11 protein-coding genes are annotated in these 17,532 nt (G+C 73.2%); 5 read left to right on the top strand and 6 right to left on the bottom strand.

Annotated features, from left to right (window positions below; all coding sequences use genetic code 11):
• Positions 1 to 6 precede the first annotated feature (6 nt).
• Positions 7 to 4,386, top strand: a complete 4,380-nt coding sequence (locus ACFW48_RS01415; RefSeq protein ID WP_386309319.1) for an HAD-IC family P-type ATPase — start codon at positions 7 to 9, stop codon at positions 4,384 to 4,386.
• Between the two features lie 116 nt (positions 4,387 to 4,502).
• Complete coding sequence (gene dusB / locus ACFW48_RS01410; protein ID WP_386309316.1) at positions 4,503 to 5,669, top strand: tRNA dihydrouridine synthase DusB; 1,167 nt, start codon at positions 4,503 to 4,505, stop codon at positions 5,667 to 5,669.
• Here the strand turns inward: dusB and ACFW48_RS01405 are convergent, their stop codons facing one another.
• Positions 5,670 to 7,430, bottom strand: a complete 1,761-nt coding sequence (locus tag ACFW48_RS01405; RefSeq protein ID WP_386309315.1) for a CDP-alcohol phosphatidyltransferase — start codon at positions 7,428 to 7,430, stop codon at positions 5,670 to 5,672. It lies immediately after the preceding gene.
• Between the two features lie 494 nt (positions 7,431 to 7,924).
• On the opposite strand from ACFW48_RS01405, the gene ppdK reads away from it, so the two are divergent.
• A complete protein-coding gene (ppdK, locus tag ACFW48_RS01400) occupies positions 7,925 to 10,654 on the top strand; it encodes a pyruvate, phosphate dikinase (protein ID WP_386309312.1) in 2,730 nt (909 codons plus the stop codon).
• Between the two features lie 249 nt (positions 10,655 to 10,903).
• Positions 10,904 to 12,106, top strand: a complete 1,203-nt coding sequence (locus tag ACFW48_RS01395) for an acyltransferase family protein (protein WP_386309309.1) — start codon at positions 10,904 to 10,906, stop codon at positions 12,104 to 12,106.
• A gap of 31 nt (positions 12,107 to 12,137) precedes the next feature.
• On the opposite strand, the gene ACFW48_RS01390 is transcribed toward ACFW48_RS01395, so the two are convergent.
• Positions 12,138 to 12,602: an LAETG motif-containing sortase-dependent surface protein gene (locus tag ACFW48_RS01390; RefSeq protein WP_386309306.1), complete on the bottom strand. Its 465-nt coding sequence runs from the start codon at positions 12,600 to 12,602 to the stop codon at positions 12,138 to 12,140.
• Between the two features lie 182 nt (positions 12,603 to 12,784).
• Here ACFW48_RS01390 and ACFW48_RS01385 point away from each other — a divergent pair, with 182 nt between their 5' ends.
• The gene (locus ACFW48_RS01385) at positions 12,785 to 13,717 is read left to right on the top strand and encodes an oxidoreductase (RefSeq protein ID WP_386309304.1); all 933 of its coding nucleotides are present in this window, start codon (positions 12,785 to 12,787) and stop codon (positions 13,715 to 13,717) included.
• A 15-nt stretch (positions 13,718 to 13,732) separates the two neighbouring features.
• On the opposite strand, the gene ACFW48_RS01380 is transcribed toward ACFW48_RS01385, so the two are convergent.
• The 4 genes from ACFW48_RS01380 to ACFW48_RS01365 all read right to left on the bottom strand — a co-directional run bounded on the left by ACFW48_RS01380 (position 13,733) and on the right by ACFW48_RS01365 (position 17,520).
• A complete protein-coding gene (locus ACFW48_RS01380) occupies positions 13,733 to 14,887 on the bottom strand; it encodes an alkaline phosphatase PhoX (RefSeq protein ID WP_386309301.1) in 1,155 nt (384 codons plus the stop codon).
• Positions 14,888 to 15,012: 125 nt separating this feature from the next.
• Positions 15,013 to 15,960, bottom strand: a complete 948-nt coding sequence (locus ACFW48_RS01375; protein WP_386309299.1) for an SMP-30/gluconolactonase/LRE family protein — start codon at positions 15,958 to 15,960, stop codon at positions 15,013 to 15,015.
• A gap of 123 nt (positions 15,961 to 16,083) precedes the next feature.
• A complete protein-coding gene (locus ACFW48_RS01370; protein ID WP_386309297.1) occupies positions 16,084 to 16,851 on the bottom strand; it encodes an SDR family NAD(P)-dependent oxidoreductase in 768 nt (255 codons plus the stop codon).
• 84 nt (positions 16,852 to 16,935) lie between these two features.
• The gene (locus ACFW48_RS01365) at positions 16,936 to 17,520 is read right to left on the bottom strand and encodes a TetR/AcrR family transcriptional regulator (protein ID WP_386309296.1); all 585 of its coding nucleotides are present in this window, start codon (positions 17,518 to 17,520) and stop codon (positions 16,936 to 16,938) included.
• Positions 17,521 to 17,532 lie beyond the last annotated feature (12 nt).

Genomic DNA, 17,532 nt, shown 5'->3' with positions numbered 1-17,532 from the left:
ACGATGATGGTCGGTGGACTTCTGACGCGTTCCCAGGGCGCCGTCACCGGGATCGTGCTGGCCGGACCCCGGCTGCTCGCGCGCGGCACCGCGCCCGCGGTGGGCGCCGCGGCCGGCGCGGTGGCGGGCACCGCACGGGCCGGTGTGCGCGGCGCCGACTTCGCGGCGCGCGCGGCACGGGTCGCCCGCGCCGCGCTGCCGGGCGGCACCCGGGACTGGCGGGCCGGAACCCGGGCGCACCTCGAACTCCGGCCGGCCGCGGCGGAGAAGGTGCGCCGGGCGGGCGGCACGGAACGCGTGGCGCGACGGGTGGCGGCGGCACTGGCCGAGCACCCGGACGTGGTGCTCGCCTACTGGGACACCGGTCTCGCGCGGCTGGTGGTGACCGCGACCGAGGAAGCACTCACCGACCGGGTGGTGGACCGGGCCACCGAACTGGCCGAACAGCACGGACTGGCCCGGGCTGACCAGCGAGGCCCGGGCGATCCGGTGGAGGAGCCGGGCCACCCCGGCGACCCGGCCTCGGTACGCGTCGCGGCCACGGCCCTCGGGGCCGACGTGCTGGGCATCGCCGCCGCCGTGACCGGCGCGCGCCTGCGCTTGCCGCCCTCGCCCCGCCTGGTGACGGCCGTGGCGACGCTGCTGCGCGAGAACCCGACCTTCCGCGCCTGGCTGCGCGAACGCCTCGGCGCCCACGGCATGGACGTGGCGATGGCCGCCGCCAACGCCGCCGTCCACGGCGCCGGCCAGAGCTACACCTCCTTGGTGCTCGACGGGGCGCTGCGCGTCTGCCAGCTGACGGAGGCGGTGACCCGGACGGCGACCTTCGAGGTCGTGCACGACCAGCTGTGCGCCCCGGACCGGGTCAGTCTGCCCGCCGACCCCGCCCTGCGTCCGCCGTTGCAGAGCACCCCGGCACAGGACTACGCCGCCCACGCCTCCACCGGCAGTGTGGCGGGCGCCGCGGCGACCCTGCTGGTCAAGCACGACGTGGCCGAGGCCGCCGAGGCGGTGCTGGCCGGCTCGCCCAAGGCCGCGCGCTACGGGCCCGCCGCCTTCCACGCCGTACTGAGCGCCGCGCTGTCGCGTACCGGCGTGCTCGTGCGCGACCCCGAACGGCTGCGGCAGCTGGAGATGGCGGCCACCGTCGTCCTGCATCCGAGCGCGTTGCGGGCGCCGGAGGCGGGCGCGGACCCGTGGACCGAGGACGTACTGGACGCGGCGCGGCGCGCGGGACTGCGCGTGGTGATGGTGGAGGACCCGGCGCTGGCCGACTTCACCGGTCTCGCGGACCAGGTCGTCAGCGCCGAGCGCCCGCTCAGGGACGTCGTGGACGAACTGCGCGCCGAGGGCGGCGTGATCACCGTCGTACGGCCCCGGCCCGGCGACGACGAGACGGTGCCGGCCGGGCTGCTCGGCGGGGACGTGGCCGTCGCGCTGGCCGACGCGGACGCCCCGGTGGCGTGGGGCGCGGACGTGATCGCTCCGCAAGGACTCGCCGACGTGTGGCGGCTGCTGCGTGCGGTGCCGGCGGCCCGCGCGATCGGGCGCCGGTCGCAGACGCTGGCCCGGTCCGGGGCCGCGCTGTCCGGGCTGCTGGTGGCGGTCGGCGAGGCGCGCGGCAAGGGCAAGGGCAAGAACGGTGGCAGGGGCGGCTTTCCGGCACTGTCCGGGCTGCGGCACGCGCCCGTCGACGTGAGCGCGGCGGCGGCCCTGCTGTCCGGGACGCGCGCCGCGCTCGGCGTGGCGACGGCCCGCGCCCCGCACCCCCGGGCCCGGGTGGCGTGGCACACGCTGGACCCCACGGGCGTACGGGAGCGCCTGGACCGGGAGAAGGAGCCGGAGCCGACCCTCACCGAGCAGCTGGCGGCCAGGACGCGCGCGGTGGCCGACCGGGCGGGCCGCGTCCCCGTTCTCGCCCCGGTGAAGTGGACGTGGCAACTGGGACAGGCCGTGCGGGGCGAGCTGGACGATCCGCTCACACCGGTGCTGGCGGTCGGCTCGGCGGCCGAGGCGATCCTCGGTTCCGTCATGGACGCGCTGCTGGTCGTCGGCGCGCTCGACCTGAACGCGCTGGTCGGCGGCTTCCAGCGGCTGCGGGCCGAGCGGGCGCTGTCCGGGCTGCTCGCGCAGCAGAAGCAGAAGGCGCGGGTCGCCAAGGAGGAGACGCACGACCCGACGGCCGAGCCGCTCGTCGTGGACGCCGCCAAGCTGCATCCGGGCCACATCGTCGAACTCAAGGCGGACGACGTCGTGCCCGCCGACGCCCGGCTGCTGTGGGAGGACGGCCTGGAGGTCGACGAGTCCGCGCTCACCGGCGAGTCGCTGCCGGTGGACAAGTGCGTGGACCCGGTGATGAACGCCCCCGTGGCCGAACGGCACTGCATGGTCTTCGAGGGCACGACGGTGGTGGCCGGCCGCGCCCAGGCGGTCGTCGTGGACACGGGGGAGCACACCGAGGCCGCGCGGGCGGTCTCACTGGCCGCCCGTACGCCCTCGGCGGCCGGAGTACAGGCCAGGCTCCAGGAGCTGACCCGCAAGGCGCTGCCGCTGACGCTGGCGGGCGGGGCCGCGGTGACCGGCCTCTCGCTGCTGCGCGGGACGCCGATCCGGCAGGCCGTCGCCGGCGGTGTGTCGGTGGCGGTGGCCGCCGTGCCCGAGGGGCTGCCGCTGGTGGCGACGGTGGCGCAGCTGGCGGCGGCCCGCCGGCTCAGCCGCCGCGGCGTCCTCGTGCGCACCCCGCGCACGCTGGAGGCACTGGGCCGCATGGACACCATCTGCTTCGACAAGACCGGCACGCTCACCGAGAACAAGCTGCGGCTGACGCGGGTCGCGGGCGCCGACGGCACGGTCCGCGGGGCGGGCGACCCGGTCGCCGCCGACGCCGTACGGATCGCCGCGCGCGCCTGCCCCCGCCTGAACGGCGACGGCGCCCGGCCCACCCACGCCACCGACGAGGCCGTACTCGACGCCGCGGGGCCGGACCCGGCGTGGACGCAGGAGGAGGGCCTGCCCTTCGAGACCTCGCGCGGCTACGCCGCCGCCGTCGGACGGGACGGGGACGGAGCGCCGGTGCTGGTGGTCAAGGGCGCCCCGGAGACCGTGCTGCCCGCCTGTGCCGACCTGCCGTCGCACGCCTCGGAGGTGGCGCAGACGCTGGCCCGCGACGGACTGCGCATCATCGCGGTGGCCAGCCGGCCCCTGCGCAGGGGGGAGAAGGCGGCCGACGTCCTCGAACAGGACCCGGAGAAACTGGAGTTCACGGGGATGCTCGGGCTGGCCGACGTGGCGCGCGAGACGTCCCCGGCGCTGGTGCGCGGGCTGCGCGAGGCGGGCGTACGGCCCGTGGTGCTGACCGGCGACCATCCGCAGACCGCCCACGCGATCGCCGTCGACCTGGGCTGGCCCGAGGACGCCGTCGTGGTCACCGGCGACGAACTCGCCGCCGCCGACCGCACGGCGCGCTCCCGCATGCTGCGCGACGCGGACGTCGTGGCCCGGGTGGCGCCCGAGCAGAAGCTCCAGGTCGTCGAGTCCCTGCGGGACGCCGGGCGGGTCGTCGGCATGGTCGGCGACGGCGCCAACGACGCCGCCGCCATCCGCGCCGCCGACATCGGCGTCGGCATCAGCGCCCGCGGCTCGGCCGCCGCCCGCAACGCCGCGGACCTGGTCGTCACGGGCGACGACCTGCTGGTCCTGGTGGAGGCGGTGCGGGAGGGCCGGGCGCTGTGGCACAGCGTCGCCGACGCCATCGCCATCCTGATCGGCGGCAACGCGGGCGAGGTCGGCTTCGGCATCCTCGGCACCGTCCTCGGCGGCGCCGCCCCGCTGTCCACCCGCCAGATGCTGCTGGTCAACCTGTTCACCGACCTGTTCCCCGCGATGGCGGTGGCGGTGACGGAGACGGGGGACCCCGAGCAGGAGGACGCCGACGCGGGCGCGCCGCTCGGTACGGCGGTGCTGGGCGAGCCCCTGATCCGCCAGATCCGGCACCGGGCCATGACGACGGCACTCGGCGCGACCGCGGCCTGGCTGTTCGGCCGCTTCACCCCGGGCACCGCGCGCCGCTCGACGACGATGGCGCTGTGCGCGGTGGTGGGCACACAGCTCGCCCAGACCCTGGCCGACCGCCGAGGCAGCCGCCTGGTCCAGGTCACGTCCCTCGGCTCCGCGGCCGCGCTGGTCGTCCTGGTCCAGACCCCGGGCGCCAGCCAGCTCTTCGGCTGCACCCCGCTGGGCCCGGTCGCCTGGGCGGGCGTGGCGGCGGCGATCGCCCTGGCGCTGGCGGGCCAGCGAGCGCTGCCGCAGGTGGAGGAGGCGGTCATGAAGTACTGGCCGAAGGTGGCGGAACGGATGCCGGCGGTCGCGCGCAGCGTCCTGGCGTGAGCGCGGGCCCGGGGCGGGGCGTGTGTCGGGGCCGGCGTATGGAGGTGCGGTTGCCCGCGCTCGCCTCCGGCCCCGGGGCACGGCGAGCACTGCCCCGCGTGCGTGACAATGGAGGAATGTCCACGCCCACCACACCCGCCCCCAGCACCACCGCCCGGCCGTTGCAGGTCGGCCCGCACACCGTCGCGCCGCCCGTCGTGCTGGCGCCGATGGCGGGGATCACCAATGCGCCCTTCCGCACCCTGTGCAGGGAGTTCAGCGGCGGTAAGGGCCTGTTCGTGAGCGAGATGATCACCACCCGGGCGCTGGTCGAGCGCAACGAGAAGACCATGCAGCTGATCCACTTCGACGCGACCGAGACGCCGCGCTCGATCCAGCTGTACGGCGTCGACCCCGCGACCGTCGGCAAGGCCGTCCGCATGATCGCGGAAGAGGGCCTCGCCGACCACATCGACCTGAACTTCGGCTGCCCCGTCCCCAAGGTGACCCGCAAGGGCGGCGGCTCGGCCCTCCCGTACAAGCGGCACCTGCTGCGGGCCATCGTCCGCGAGGCCGTGAGCGGCGCCGGTGACCTGCCCGTCACCATGAAGATGCGCAAGGGCATCGACGACGACCATCTCACCTATCTCGACGCCGGCCGCATCGCCGCGGAGGAGGGCGTCACCTCCATCGCCCTGCACGGCCGCACCACCGCCCAGCACTACGGCGGCACCGCCGACTGGGACGCCATCGCCCGCCTGAAGGAGCACGTCCCGGAGATCCCCGTGCTCGGCAACGGCGACATCTGGTCCGCCGAGGACGCGCTGCGGATGGTCCGCGAGACCGGCTGCGACGGCGTGGTCGTGGGGCGCGGCTGCCTGGGGCGGCCGTGGCTCTTCGCCGACCTGGTGGCCGCCTTCGAGGGGCGTACGGACGCCTACGTACGGCCCACGCTGCGCGAGGTCGCCGACGTGATGGTGCGGCACGCCACCCTGCTCGGCGAGTGGATCGGCGACGAGGCGCGCGGCGTCATCGACTTCCGCAAGCACGTCGCCTGGTACCTCAAGGGCTTCGCGGTCGGTTCCGAGATGCGCAAGCGGCTCGCGATCACCTCCTCGCTGGAGGCGCTGCGCGCCGGGCTGGACGAGCTGGACCTCGACCAGCCCTGGCCCACCGGCGCCGACGGCCCCCGCGGCCGTACCTCCGGCAACAACCGGGTGGTCCTGCCGGACGGCTGGCTGAAGGACCCGTACGACTGCGCGGGCGTCGGCGACGAGGCGGAGCTGGACACCTCCGGCGGCTGATCAGTCCTTGGTGGGGCGCGGGGTGGAGCCGTAGGCCGTCAGGAAGCGGTCGCGGAAGGAGCTCATCTTCCACACCGGGGCGTCCTGGGCGGGCTTGAGCCCCTCCGTCCAGTTCCAGTCGGCGATCGCGTCGAGCACCTTCGGGTCCTTGGCGACGATCGAGACGGGGACGTCCCGGCTCGCCCTGTCGCCGCTGACGCGGGTGATCGGCTGGTGGTCGCCGAGGAAGACCAGGACGGTGTCGTCGGTGCCGTAGCGCTCCAGCCACTGGGTGAGGCTGGTGACCGAGTACTCGACCGACTTGCCGTACTGCTCCTTGGACCGTGTGGAGTCGGCGATGACGTCCGCCGCCTTCTCGCCCGACTCCTCGATGCCGTCGAAGACCGACCCGTCGCCGATCTCCTCCCAGCCGACCATCTCCGGGATCGGCGCCCAGGGCTGGTGGCTGGAGGTCAGGATGATCTCCGCCATCAGCGGCCGGTCGCGCTCCCTGCCGTGCTCCAGGCGCTGGAAGGCCTCCAGCGCGTACTGGTCCGGCATGGTCGACCAGCTGAACTTCGGCCCCTGGTAGCCGACGTCGAACGCGTCGTAGACCTTGTCGAGCCCGTACCACTCCGCCTCCGGCCAGGCCTTCTGCACGCCCGGCATGACGCCGACCGTGTCCCAGTCGCCGGTCTTCTCGAACGCCTTGGTGAGGGTGAGGTGGTCGCCGGCGGTGACGGTGCGGTAGCGCTGCTGGTTGTCGACCCACAGGCCCGACATGAAGGTGGAGTGGCCGAGCCAGCTGCTGCCCCCGTACGTCGCCGACGTCAGCCAGCCGCTCCGCGCCCGGTAGCCCGCCTCGGCCAGCGCCTTCGTGCTGGTGTCGAGCGCCCGGCCGACACCCGGTGCCATGACCGGGTCCTCGATGGCGCTGCGGCCGTAGCTCTCGATGAACGTGAAGATCACGTCCTTGCCGCGCAGGTCCGGCACCAGTTGCGCGCCGGGCGTGGCGCCGAAGCGGTTGGCCTTCGCCTCCTTCGCGAACGCCGCCTCGTCCCGCAGCGTGTCCGCCACCCGGTGCGCCTGCGCCTCAAGTGCCCCGGAGGCGCTCCTGGTGGCGACCGGCACGCCGAAGGTCTGCACGCCCAGCGCCACACACGTCATCCACACGGTGGCCGCCAGCAGCGCGCCCCGGGCCGCCCGCTCCCGGTGTGCGGCGAGCAGCTCGCCGAGCCGGACCGCCGCCAGCGCCATGAGCACCAGCAGGAGCAGGACGCCCACGACCGCGCCCACCGCGGCCCCGGTCGCCGCCGCCCCGCCCATCGAGTCCGCCACGTACGACCGGGCGTCGTCGAGCAGGCCCCAGTCCAGGACGACGTCGAAGCCCCGCCCCAGGTACTCGGTGAAGCCCATGTCGAGCAGGTTCAGCACGGTCAGCGCGCCGAGGCCGACACCGAACAGCGCCGCCAGCACCAGGCGCGGCACCCGCGGCAGGCAGAGCAGCAGCACCGCCCCGATGACGGCCTCCGCCGGGATGCGCGCGAACCGGTTGGGCTCCAGCGCGGCCAGGGTGTTCGGCAGCAGCAGTGCCCCGAGTACGAGAGCGGCGGCGAGGACGGTCGTGGTCCGGCGGGCGGCGAGGGCGGCGCGCGGGTACCGGGTGCGCCAGGCGCGCCAGTGGGCCAGGCGGGCCTCGCGGGGCGGGCGCGCGGCGGGTTCGGGTGTGTCGGGGTCGTCGGCGGTCCGCGGTGGCCGGCAGAAATGCGTGGTGACAGGCACCCGAAGGTCCTTCCGTACGTGACCCGGTGGACGGCGGGCCCGGCGAGGGGGCCGAGCCCGCCGTCCTGTCGTACGTCCGCCGCCAGCGGTGCGTTCAACCTCGGGCGCGATCACGTCCGCATGGTGAAATCCGACGGCCTGTGGCAGCGTGATTCTCGCCACCTCTGATAGGGGCAGCGCTCAGATGAGCGGATCTTGGGCGATTCCACTTCTCCAAGGTGTGGCACTGAGTGCCATGGCTTGATCGTTCATCGATCGAACTCAAACGTAGAGAACGGCGCTCGGATGAGCGTGCGGCCGCGCTTTCAGGGAGGTATTCGTTCAAGAAGTGAAAACACAAGTGGTCGGTCGCTTGCCAAGCCTTGACTTTCGATCCGCTGGCGGACGAGTGGTTACAGGCGCATGACGCGCAAGTGGACGTACCCAGGTGCCTTTGATCTGGGTAGATTCCTCGCCGTCAGGGCAGCCACCGCGTCCTCGAGGAGTCGAGACCCGTGTCGGAAAACAAAGAACCCCAGGTAGCGAACGCGGCGAAGTTCGTTTACGACTTCACCGAGGGCAACAAGGACCTCAAGGACCTCCTCGGCGGCAAGGGTGCCAACCTCGCCGAGATGACCAACCTGGGTCTTCCGGTCCCTCCCGGCTTCACCATCACCACCGAGGCCTGCAAGACCTACCTCGACAGCGGCGAGGAGCCGGCGGCACTGCGTGACGAGGTGAGCGCGCACCTCGACGCCCTCGAAGAGAAGATGGGCAAGAAGCTCGGGCAGGCCGACAACCCCCTCCTCGTGTCGGTCCGCTCCGGAGCCAAGTTCTCCATGCCCGGCATGATGGACACGGTCCTCAACATCGGCCTCTCCGACAAGTCGGTGCAGGGCCTGGCCAAGCAGGCCGGCGACGACCGCTTCGCCTGGGACTCCTACCGGCGCCTGATCCAGATGTTCGGCAAGACCGTCCTCGGCGTCGACGGCGACCTCTTCGAGGAGGCGCTGGAGGCGGCGAAGTCGGCCAAGAAGGTCACGGTCGACACCGAGCTGGAGGCCGCCGACCTCAAGAAGCTCGTCACCAAGTTCAAGAAGATCGTCAAGACCGAGGCCGGCCGGGACTTCCCGCAGGACCCGCGCGAGCAGATGGACCTCGCCATCAAGGCCGTCTTCGACTCCTGGAACGGCGAGCGCGCCAAGCTCTACCGCCGCCAGGAGCGCATCCCGCACGACCTCGGCACCGCCGTCAACGTCTGCTCCATGGTCTTCGGCAACCTGGGCCCCGACTCCGGCACCGGCGTCGCCTTCACCCGCGACCCCGCCTCCGGCCACCAGGGCGTCTACGGCGACTACCTCCAGAACGCCCAGGGCGAGGACGTCGTCGCGGGCATCCGCAACACCGTCGCGCTGGCGGAGCTGGAGTCGATCGACAAGAAGTCGTACGACCAGCTGATGCAGATCATGGAGACGCTGGAGAACCACTACCTGGACCTCTGCGACATCGAGTTCACCATCGAGCGCGGTCAGCTGTGGATGCTCCAGACCCGCGTCGGCAAGCGCACCGCGGGCGCGGCCTTCCGCATCGCCACCCAGCTGGTCGACCAGGGCCTCATCGACGAGGCGGAGGCACTCCAACGGGTCAACGGCGCCCAGCTCGCCCAGCTGATGTTCCCGCGCTTCGACGACGACGCCAAGGTCGAGAAGGTCGGGCGGGGCATCGCCGCCTCGCCGGGCGCGGCGGTCGGCAAGGCGGTCTTCGACTCCTACACCGCCGTCAAGTGGTCCCGCTCCGGCGAGAAGGTCATCCTGGTGCGCCGCGAGACCAACCCCGACGACCTGGACGGCATGATCGCCGCCGAGGGCATCCTGACCTCGCGCGGCGGCAAGACCTCCCACGCGGCCGTGGTCGCGCGCGGCATGGGCAAGACCTGCGTCTGCGGCGCGGAGGAGCTGGAGGTCGACACCAAGCGCCGCCGGATGACCGTGCCCGGCGGGCACGTCGTCGAGGAGGGCGACGTCATCTCCATCGACGGCTCCTCCGGCAAGGTCTACCTGGGCGAGGTCCCGGTCGTGCCGTCGCCGGTCGTCGAGTACTTCGAGGGCCGCATGCACGCGGGCGCCGAGGACGCCGACGAGCTGGTCGAGGCCGTGCACCGCATCATGGCCTTCGCCGACCGCAAGCGCCGGCTGCGGGTGCGCGCCAACGCCGACAACGCCGAGGACGCGCTGCGCGCCCGCCGCTTCGGCGCCCAGGGCATCGGCCTGTGCCGCACCGAGCACATGTTCCTCGGCGACCGGCGCGAGCTGGTGGAGCGGCTGATCCTCGCGGACACGGAGGCCGAGCGCGAGGAGTCCCTGAAGGCGCTGCTCCCGCTCCAGAAGCGGGACTTCGTCGAGCTGTTCGAGGCGATGGACGGCCTGCCGGTCACCGTCCGCCTCCTCGACCCGCCGCTGCACGAGTTCCTGCCGGACATCACCGAGCTGTCGGTGCGCGTCGCGCTCGCCGAGTCCCGCCAGGAGCCGCACGAGAACGAGTTGCGCCTGCTCCAGGCCGTGCACCGCCTGCACGAGCAGAACCCGATGCTGGGCCTGCGCGGCGTCCGCCTCGGCCTGGTCATCCCCGGCCTGTTCACGATGCAGGTCCGCGCCATCGCGGAGGCGGCGGCCGAGCGCAAGGCGGCCAAGGGCGACCCGCGCGCCGAGATCATGATCCCGCTGGTCGGCACCGTCCAGGAGCTGGAGATCGTCCGCGACGAGGCCGACCAGGTCATCGCCGAGGTCGAGGCCGCCACCGGCGCGAAGCTCAAGCTGTCCATCGGCACGATGATCGAGCTGCCGCGCGCCGCGCTGACGGCCGGTCAGATCGCCGAGGCCGCGGAGTTCTTCTCCTTCGGCACCAACGACCTGACCCAGACCGTGTGGGGCTTCAGCCGCGACGACGTGGAGGCCAGCTTCTTCACGGCCTACCTGGAGAAGGGCATCTTCGGCGTCTCCCCGTTCGAGACGATCGACAAGGACGGCGTGGGCTCCCTGGTCGCCGCCGCCGCGAAGGCCGGCCGCGCCACCCGCCCCGACCTGAAGCTCGGCGTCTGCGGCGAGCACGGCGGCGACCCCGAGTCGGTCCACTTCTTCCACGAGGTCGGCCTGGACTACGTCTCCTGCTCCCCGTTCCGGATTCCGGTGGCCCGGCTGGAGGCCGGCCGGGCGGCGTCGCAGTCGAAGGGCAGCGACCACCGGTAAGCCCCTGAGAGGGGCCCAGAGCCCCGGAGCCGCCGTCTGTCACCCGACCACCCTCACCGATCGGCGGCGGCTCCGGTCCACGGGAAAGGGCGGCACCCTGTGCGGGGGTGCCGTCCTTTGTGCGGTCTGTGCCGTGCCTTTGTGACGTGTTCGGTGGTGTGAATTCCCGCGTGATGAGCAGCAGAACGCTGTCAGCGAAGTTTGAGAGCCCTGGCAGCGGACAGCGGCCCACACCGGAACGGTGGTTGGATGACCTCGACGGATCACAGGGAGACCGCCGGAACGACCGCCACGCGCGGCGGCGAACAGGCATCCGGAGTGCCGAGCCCCCGGGCCGCCGCCGAGGCGAAGGTGCCCGAGGCCGGGCCCCCGGTCCGCAGGGACCGGCTCGCGGCGCTCGACGGACTGCGGTTCCTGGCGGCCCTGGCCGTGGTCTTCTTCCACTTCGTCGGCCAGGTGCCCGCCACGATGCAGACCATCTGGGGCCGCCCCTTCGGGGACGTGTTCCCCGAGGCCCACGGCTACTTCGCGTTCGGCCGGCTCGGCGTCGAACTGTTCTTCCTGATCAGCGGTTTCGTCATCTGCATGAGCGCGTGGGGGCGCACCCCGCGCGACTTCTTCATCTCCCGGGTCACCCGGCTGTACCCGATGTACTGGGCGGCGATCGCGATCACGGCGTGCGTGGTCTACTTCGCGGACAACCCGTTCGGGCACCCGCACCCGCGCGTGCTGTTCGCCAACCTCACGATGCTGCAGACGCCGCTCGGTGTGGAGCACCTCGACTCCGTCTACTGGACGCTCTGGCCCGAGCTGTGCTTCTACCTCACCTTCGCGGTCGTGGTGTGGAAGGGCCTGACCTACCAGCGGGTGGTGATCTACTGCGGGCTGTGGACGGTCGCCGCGGTGCTGGCCCCCGGCGCCGACATCCGGCTGCTGACGCTGCTGGTCAACCCGCCCTCCGCCCCGTACTTCATCGCGGGCATGGCCTTCTACCTCATGTACCGCTACCGGCCGACGCCGCTGCTCTGGGGCATCGTCGCCATGTCGTGGCTGGTGGCGCTGCACTACCTGCTGACGCCCGACGGGGGCCGTCTCAACTGGGACTCCTGGGCGCCGGGGCGCGCCTGGCTGGTCCTGGTGATCACGTTCTTCTTCCTGCTGATCGCCGCCGTCGCCCTCGGCTGGACCAGCCGGATCCGCTGGCGCGGACTGACCGTCGCGGGCACGCTGACCTTCCCGCTGTACCTGCTGCACGACGCCATCGGCGTGAACGTCCTGCACCGCTTCGGCGACCGCGCCGACCCCTGGGTCGTGGTCGGGCTCACGGTGGCCGGCCTGGTCGCGCTGTCGTACGTCGTGCAGCGGTTCGTCGAGCGCCCCGTGGCACGGGCCGCACGGCGCTGGCTGAGCAGCGCCGCGTTCAGCCTGAAGCCGCCGGCGCCCCGCCGCTGAGTGGACTCGGCCCCGGCGGCCGTGGGCGGCGTCAGCCGGCGCCGTCGCTCCGGCGCCGCCGTGCGGCCAGCAGCAGCCCGCCGCCGGCGAGGACGACGGCCGCGCCGCCCGCCGCGATGTACGGCGTGGTGTCGTCACCGCCGGTCTCGGCCAGGTCGGTGCCCTGCTGCCCGGCGGCCTCCTCGGCCCCGGCGTCGCCGTTCCCGGAGTTCTCGTCCTTCCCGGAGTCCCCGGAGCCGGCCCCGTCGTCGGCGTCCTTGTCGCCGGCGGGCACGAAGTCGGCGGGCGGCCGGTCGCAGCCGACGCCGTCCTTGTCGCGGTCCAGGTGCTCGCCGTAGTGCTCGTCACCCTCCTTGATGTTGGAGTAGCCGGCGTCGTACGCCTCGGTGCAGTTCTCGAAGGGGTGGTTGCCGTCGTGCGCCTGGGCGGCGGTCGGCAGGGCGGCGAGGGCGAGCGCGGCGACGGCCACGGCGACGGGCTTGCGGAGCAGGTTCATCGAGAGTCCCGGGAATGGTGTGGATGGCTGGATATGAGGTGACGAACGTATTGAGGTGCAGTAGATGTGGTGGCGATATGAAGGACTCGTGATGCGAACGTGACGTGACCGGACGGTAGCTCTCCGCTCCGGGCCGCGGTGCGCGTACGGTGAGTGGGGCCCGACCAGGGAAGGAGCCGTGGATGACCGGCTGGAACGTGGGCGACATGCCCGGCCTGGACGGGCGCGTCGCCGTCGTCACCGGCGCCAACAGCGGCCTCGGCTACGTCGTGGCCCGGGAACTGGCGCGCAAGGGGGCGAGCGTGGTCCTCGCCTGCCGCAGCGAGCGGCGGGGGAGCGAGGCCGTGGAGCGCCTCGTCGGCGAGGTGCCGGACGCCGCCGTGGAACTGGCGCGGCTGGACCTCGGGGACCTGGCCTCCGTCCGGGGGTTCGCGTACGGGCTGCCGTACGACCGGGTCGATCTCCTCGTCAACAACGCCGGGGTGATGGCGCTGCCCTACGGGACGACGACGGACGGCTTCGAGACCCAGTTCGGCGTCAACCACCTGGGCCACTTCGCCCTCACCGGGCTGCTGTTGCCCACCCTGCTCGCCACGCCGGGCGCCCGGATCGTGACCGTCTCCAGCTTCCTGCACGCCCTGGCCAACATCGATCCGCGCGACCTCAACAACGTACGGCGGTACGGACGCTGGACCGCCTACGCCCGTTCCAAGTCCGCCAACCTGCTCTTCACCCACGAACTGGCGCGGCGGCTCGCGGCACGGGGCGGCGCTTCGGACGTGCGTGCGATCGCCGCCCATCCGGGATACGCGGAGACCAACCTCCTGACCGCCGGTACCCGCGCCGAGGGGCGCCGGCTCGCCGAGCGGCTGATGGTGCTCGCGGGCCGGGTCGTCGCCCAGCCCGCCGAGGCGGGCGCGCTGCCCGTCCTGTACGCGGCGACCGCGCCCGGCGTCCCCTCCGACTCCTTCACCGGTCCCTCCTTCGCGATGTGGCGGGGGGCGCCCGCCCCGTCCTGGCGGGCGCCCTGGACCACCGACGACGCGATGGGGGAGCGGCTGTGGGCCGCCTCCGAGCGGCTCACGGGTGTCACCTACGAGGCGCTGAGGGGCTGAGCGCCCCGGCGTGCCCTAGGCGCGGAACGGCCCGCGCACCTCGTACGTGATCCCGCCGGAGGAGCTTCCGCTCGTCCCGCGCTGGCTGGAGAAGTACAGCCGCGTGCCGTCGGGGGAGAACGCCGGGCCCGTGATCTCCGAGCCGGACTGGCCGTCGATGCGCAGGAAGGGGGCGATCACGTCGCTCGGCGTGATCACGCAGATCTCCATGTTGCCGCCGTCCTCCGCCACGAACAGGTCACCGGAGGAGCTGCCGGTGACGTTGTCCACGCCCTTCAGCGGGGCCGTGCCGGACGTCACCAGTGAGTCGTCGTAGGCCAGTTCGATGGTCTGCGCGGCCGCGTTGTACTGCCAGACGCGGTTGTCGCCCTTGGTCGTGAACCAGCAGGTGTGGTCCGCGTAGTAGCAGCCCTCGCCCCCGTTGAACCGCTTGGCACCGGAGACCTGGCTTCGGGTGGCCGTGGCGCCGGACGGGTCGGGGACCCTCGCCCAGGTCACCGGGCCGCTGGTGGCCGACCCCGCGACCAGCACCTCCAGCGTGCCGGACGACAGGTCGCCCCAGGTCGTCGGGCGGAAGCGGTAGAAGCAGCCGTCGCTCACGTCCTCCGTCAGGTACACGACCCCGCGGTCCGGGTCGGCCGCCGCCGCCTCGTGCTTGAAGCGGCCCATGGCGTCCCGCCGTACCGCGGCCTTCACGCCCCACGGGTCGGTCTCGTAGACGTAGCCGCGGTCCACCTCCTCGCAGGAGAGCCAGGTGTTCCACGGGGTACGGCCACCCGCGCAGTTCTGCCGGGTGCCGGAGAGCACGCGGTACGCCGACGTGACCGTCCCGGTCGACGAGAACCGCACCGCGCTCGCGCCGCCGGAGGGGTTGATCTCCGAGTTGGAGACGTAGATCCAGCCGGAGCCGTCCGCGTAACAGGCGCCGCCGTCCGGCGCGTTGTGCCAGGTGTACGAGGTGCCCGCGACCTTCTGGCCGGAGCGGGCGATCACCCTGCTGGTGAAGCCGGCGGGCAGCCTGATGCCGTTGGCGTCGGGTGAGCCGAGCGCCCCGTACGGGCCGCTGCCGGGCTGGGCGGGGGCGGCGTACGCGGCACCGCGCCACAGGGTTCCGCCGAGGACGGCCGAGCCGCCGACGATGGCCGTGCGCAGGAGGGTACGACGTTCCACTGCTGCCTCCGGGGGTCATGACCGGCCCCGCCGCCGGCCGGCGGCGGGAGCGTGCGGCTACGGACCCTAGGGCAGCTTGGTTGACAGTCCATGGACAATCCGTGACGGCTGGGCGGCGCGCGCTCTCAGCGGTCCACCGCCACCGCCGTGAACGTCGTCTCGGGCGTCTGCGGGCTGGTGAAGCGCGCGTTGACGAGGTAGAGGCGGTCGCCGAAGCGGGCGGCGGTGGCCGGCACGTCGAAGCCCGGGTCGGTGATCGTCCGGCGCAGGGTGGCCCGGCCGGCGCGCGCGTCCAGGTCCCAGACGCTGACCAGGTTGAGCCGGTTCTGCACGACGTACAGCGTGCGGCCGACACGGACCAGGCCGTCGCCGTGGACGACGTCGGCCGCGCCAACGAGGGCGATCCGGGTGGCCCGGCCGGTGGAGAGGTCGACGCGGTACAGCTCGCCCGGTGTGCTCCGGACGACGATCAGGCCCCGCCCGTCGGGGGTGGAGGCGACGCCGTTGGCGTTGATGACGTCCGGGGTCTGCTCCCAGTCGCCGGTCAGGGGCAGGGCCCGCACCGCGCCGTCCCGGCCGCGCGGGACGCCGTACAGGACGGGACCGCGGGAGTCGGTGAACCAGGCGCGGTCACCGAGCAGGACCGCGTCGTTGACGAAGTGGCCGCTCGCGTCCGTGAGTTGATGGGTGCGCAGCAGCCTGCCGGTGCGGGCGTCGACGATCCGCGCGGTTCCGCCGCCGCCCCCCGCGATGTACAGCAGACCGTCGCGGTCCAGTTTCAGGCCGATGGCCGCGAGGCCCGTGCCGCCCCCGTGGACGACCCGGCCCTCGCCGGTGCGCAGGTCGGCGCGGTAGACGGCGCCGTTGGCGCGCGAACCCATGTAGGCGTACGGCCCGCGCCCGATGGTGATGCCCTCGGGCAGCCAGCCGTCGGGCAGCGGGAACCGGGTCGGCCAGGTGGCCCTGGTGGCGGCGGCCTCGGCCGAGCCGGTACCGGCGGCCACCGCCAACGCGGCGCCGGCGGCACCGCCGAGCACCGCGCGCCGGGACGGCCGGGGGACGTTACGAGTCATGGCGGGCCTCCGTCGGAGAAGGGCGTGGGACTCGATGAAACCCGACGACCGCGGCGATTTCGAGGCGCCGACCGGGTTTGGCAGGAAACCGACAGCCGCCCCGGGAGAGGCCGACGGGGAACGTCAGGCCGTCTGCCCGCCGTCCACCACCAGGTCGGTGCCCACCACCGACGCCGCGTCGTCCGACGCCAGGTACAGCACCGCCGCCGCGACCTCCGCCACCGCCGAGACCCGGCCGAGCGGCGTCTCGCTCCGCATCCGCTCCGCCCGCCCCGCCTCCGTCTCGCCGGGCTGCAGGGACATGGAGGTCGCCGTGGCGCCCGGGCTGACGGCGTTGATGCGGACCCCCTCCCCGATGTGGTCCAGGGCGGCGCCCCGCGTGAGCGCCGAGACGGCCGCCTTGGTGGCCGCGTAGGCGGTGGCGCCCGGGCTGCGCTTGTGCGCGCCGAAGGTGGAGGCGATGTTCACGATCGCGCCGCCGCCCGGCTGGGTGCGCATCTGGCGGACCTGCGCCTGGAGGGCGAGGAAGACGCCGGTGACATTGATGTCGAGCTGCGTGTGCCAGTCCTCCTCGGGCAGATCGGCCACGGCGACTCCGCCGCGGAAGACGCCCGCGTTGTTGACGGCCACGTCGAGGGAGCCGAAGTGATCGACGGCGGCGTCCACGACGCCCCGTACGTCGGCGGCACGGGAGACGTCGGCGGTGACGGCAAGCGCCTTGCCGCCCGCCGCCTCGATCAGGGCCACCGTCTCGTCGAGCGGCTTCTGCCCGCGTCCGGCGACGACGATGTGCGCGCCCTCGGCGGCGAGCGCGAGGGCGACGGCCCGTCCGATGCCGGAGCCCGCGCCGGTGACGAGGGCGGTCCTGCCGGTGAAGCGCTGGGTGGTCATGAATCTCCCCTTTTTCTTGACCGATCGTTTCATTATGAGGTCGGCAAAACACCTCCCCGAAGACCGGAGAGGGGTCTCGGCGCCTCAGTCGAGCAGTGCGAGCGCCTGTTCCGCCGCGTCCCGCACCCGGGCCGGGTCCGGCGACGCCTTCCCGACCACCCGCAGCCCCTGGAGCAGTACCAGCAGCATGCGGGCGAGGGTCAGCGGGTCGCGGCCGGCGGGCAGTTCGCCCTGGGCGCGGGCCCGGACCAGCGTCGAGTGCAGCACGGTTTCGAGCTGGTCCCAGTTGCGCTCGACCCGCCGCGCGGCGACCGGGTCGTGCGGAGCCAGTTCGGCCGCGGTGTTGGTGACGAAGCAGCCGCGCTCCCGCAGTTCCTCGGCGGTCGCCTCGGCGGCGTAGCGGCGCACCAGGGACCGTACGCCCGGCAGGGCCGGGCCCGGCCGGGCGAGTTCGTCCAGCAGGTCCGGGAGCAGTCCCCGCTCGTAGCGCTCCAGCGCCTTCAGGTACAGCTCGTGCTTGTTGCCGAAGGTCGCGTAGATGCTGGCGCGCCCGATGCCGAGATGCCCGACGAGGTCGGACATCGACGTCGCCTCGTAGCCGCGCCGCCAGAACAGCTCAAGGGCTGCCCGCAGCGCGGCGTCCGGATCGAACTCCTTGGTCCTGGCCACGCGTCGCAGCCT

This window comes from Streptomyces sp. NPDC058812, assembly GCF_042744565.1.
Lineage (GTDB): Bacteria > Actinomycetota > Actinomycetes > Streptomycetales > Streptomycetaceae > Streptomyces > Streptomyces thinghirensis.
This window is presented reverse-complemented; position numbering and strand designations above follow the sequence as displayed.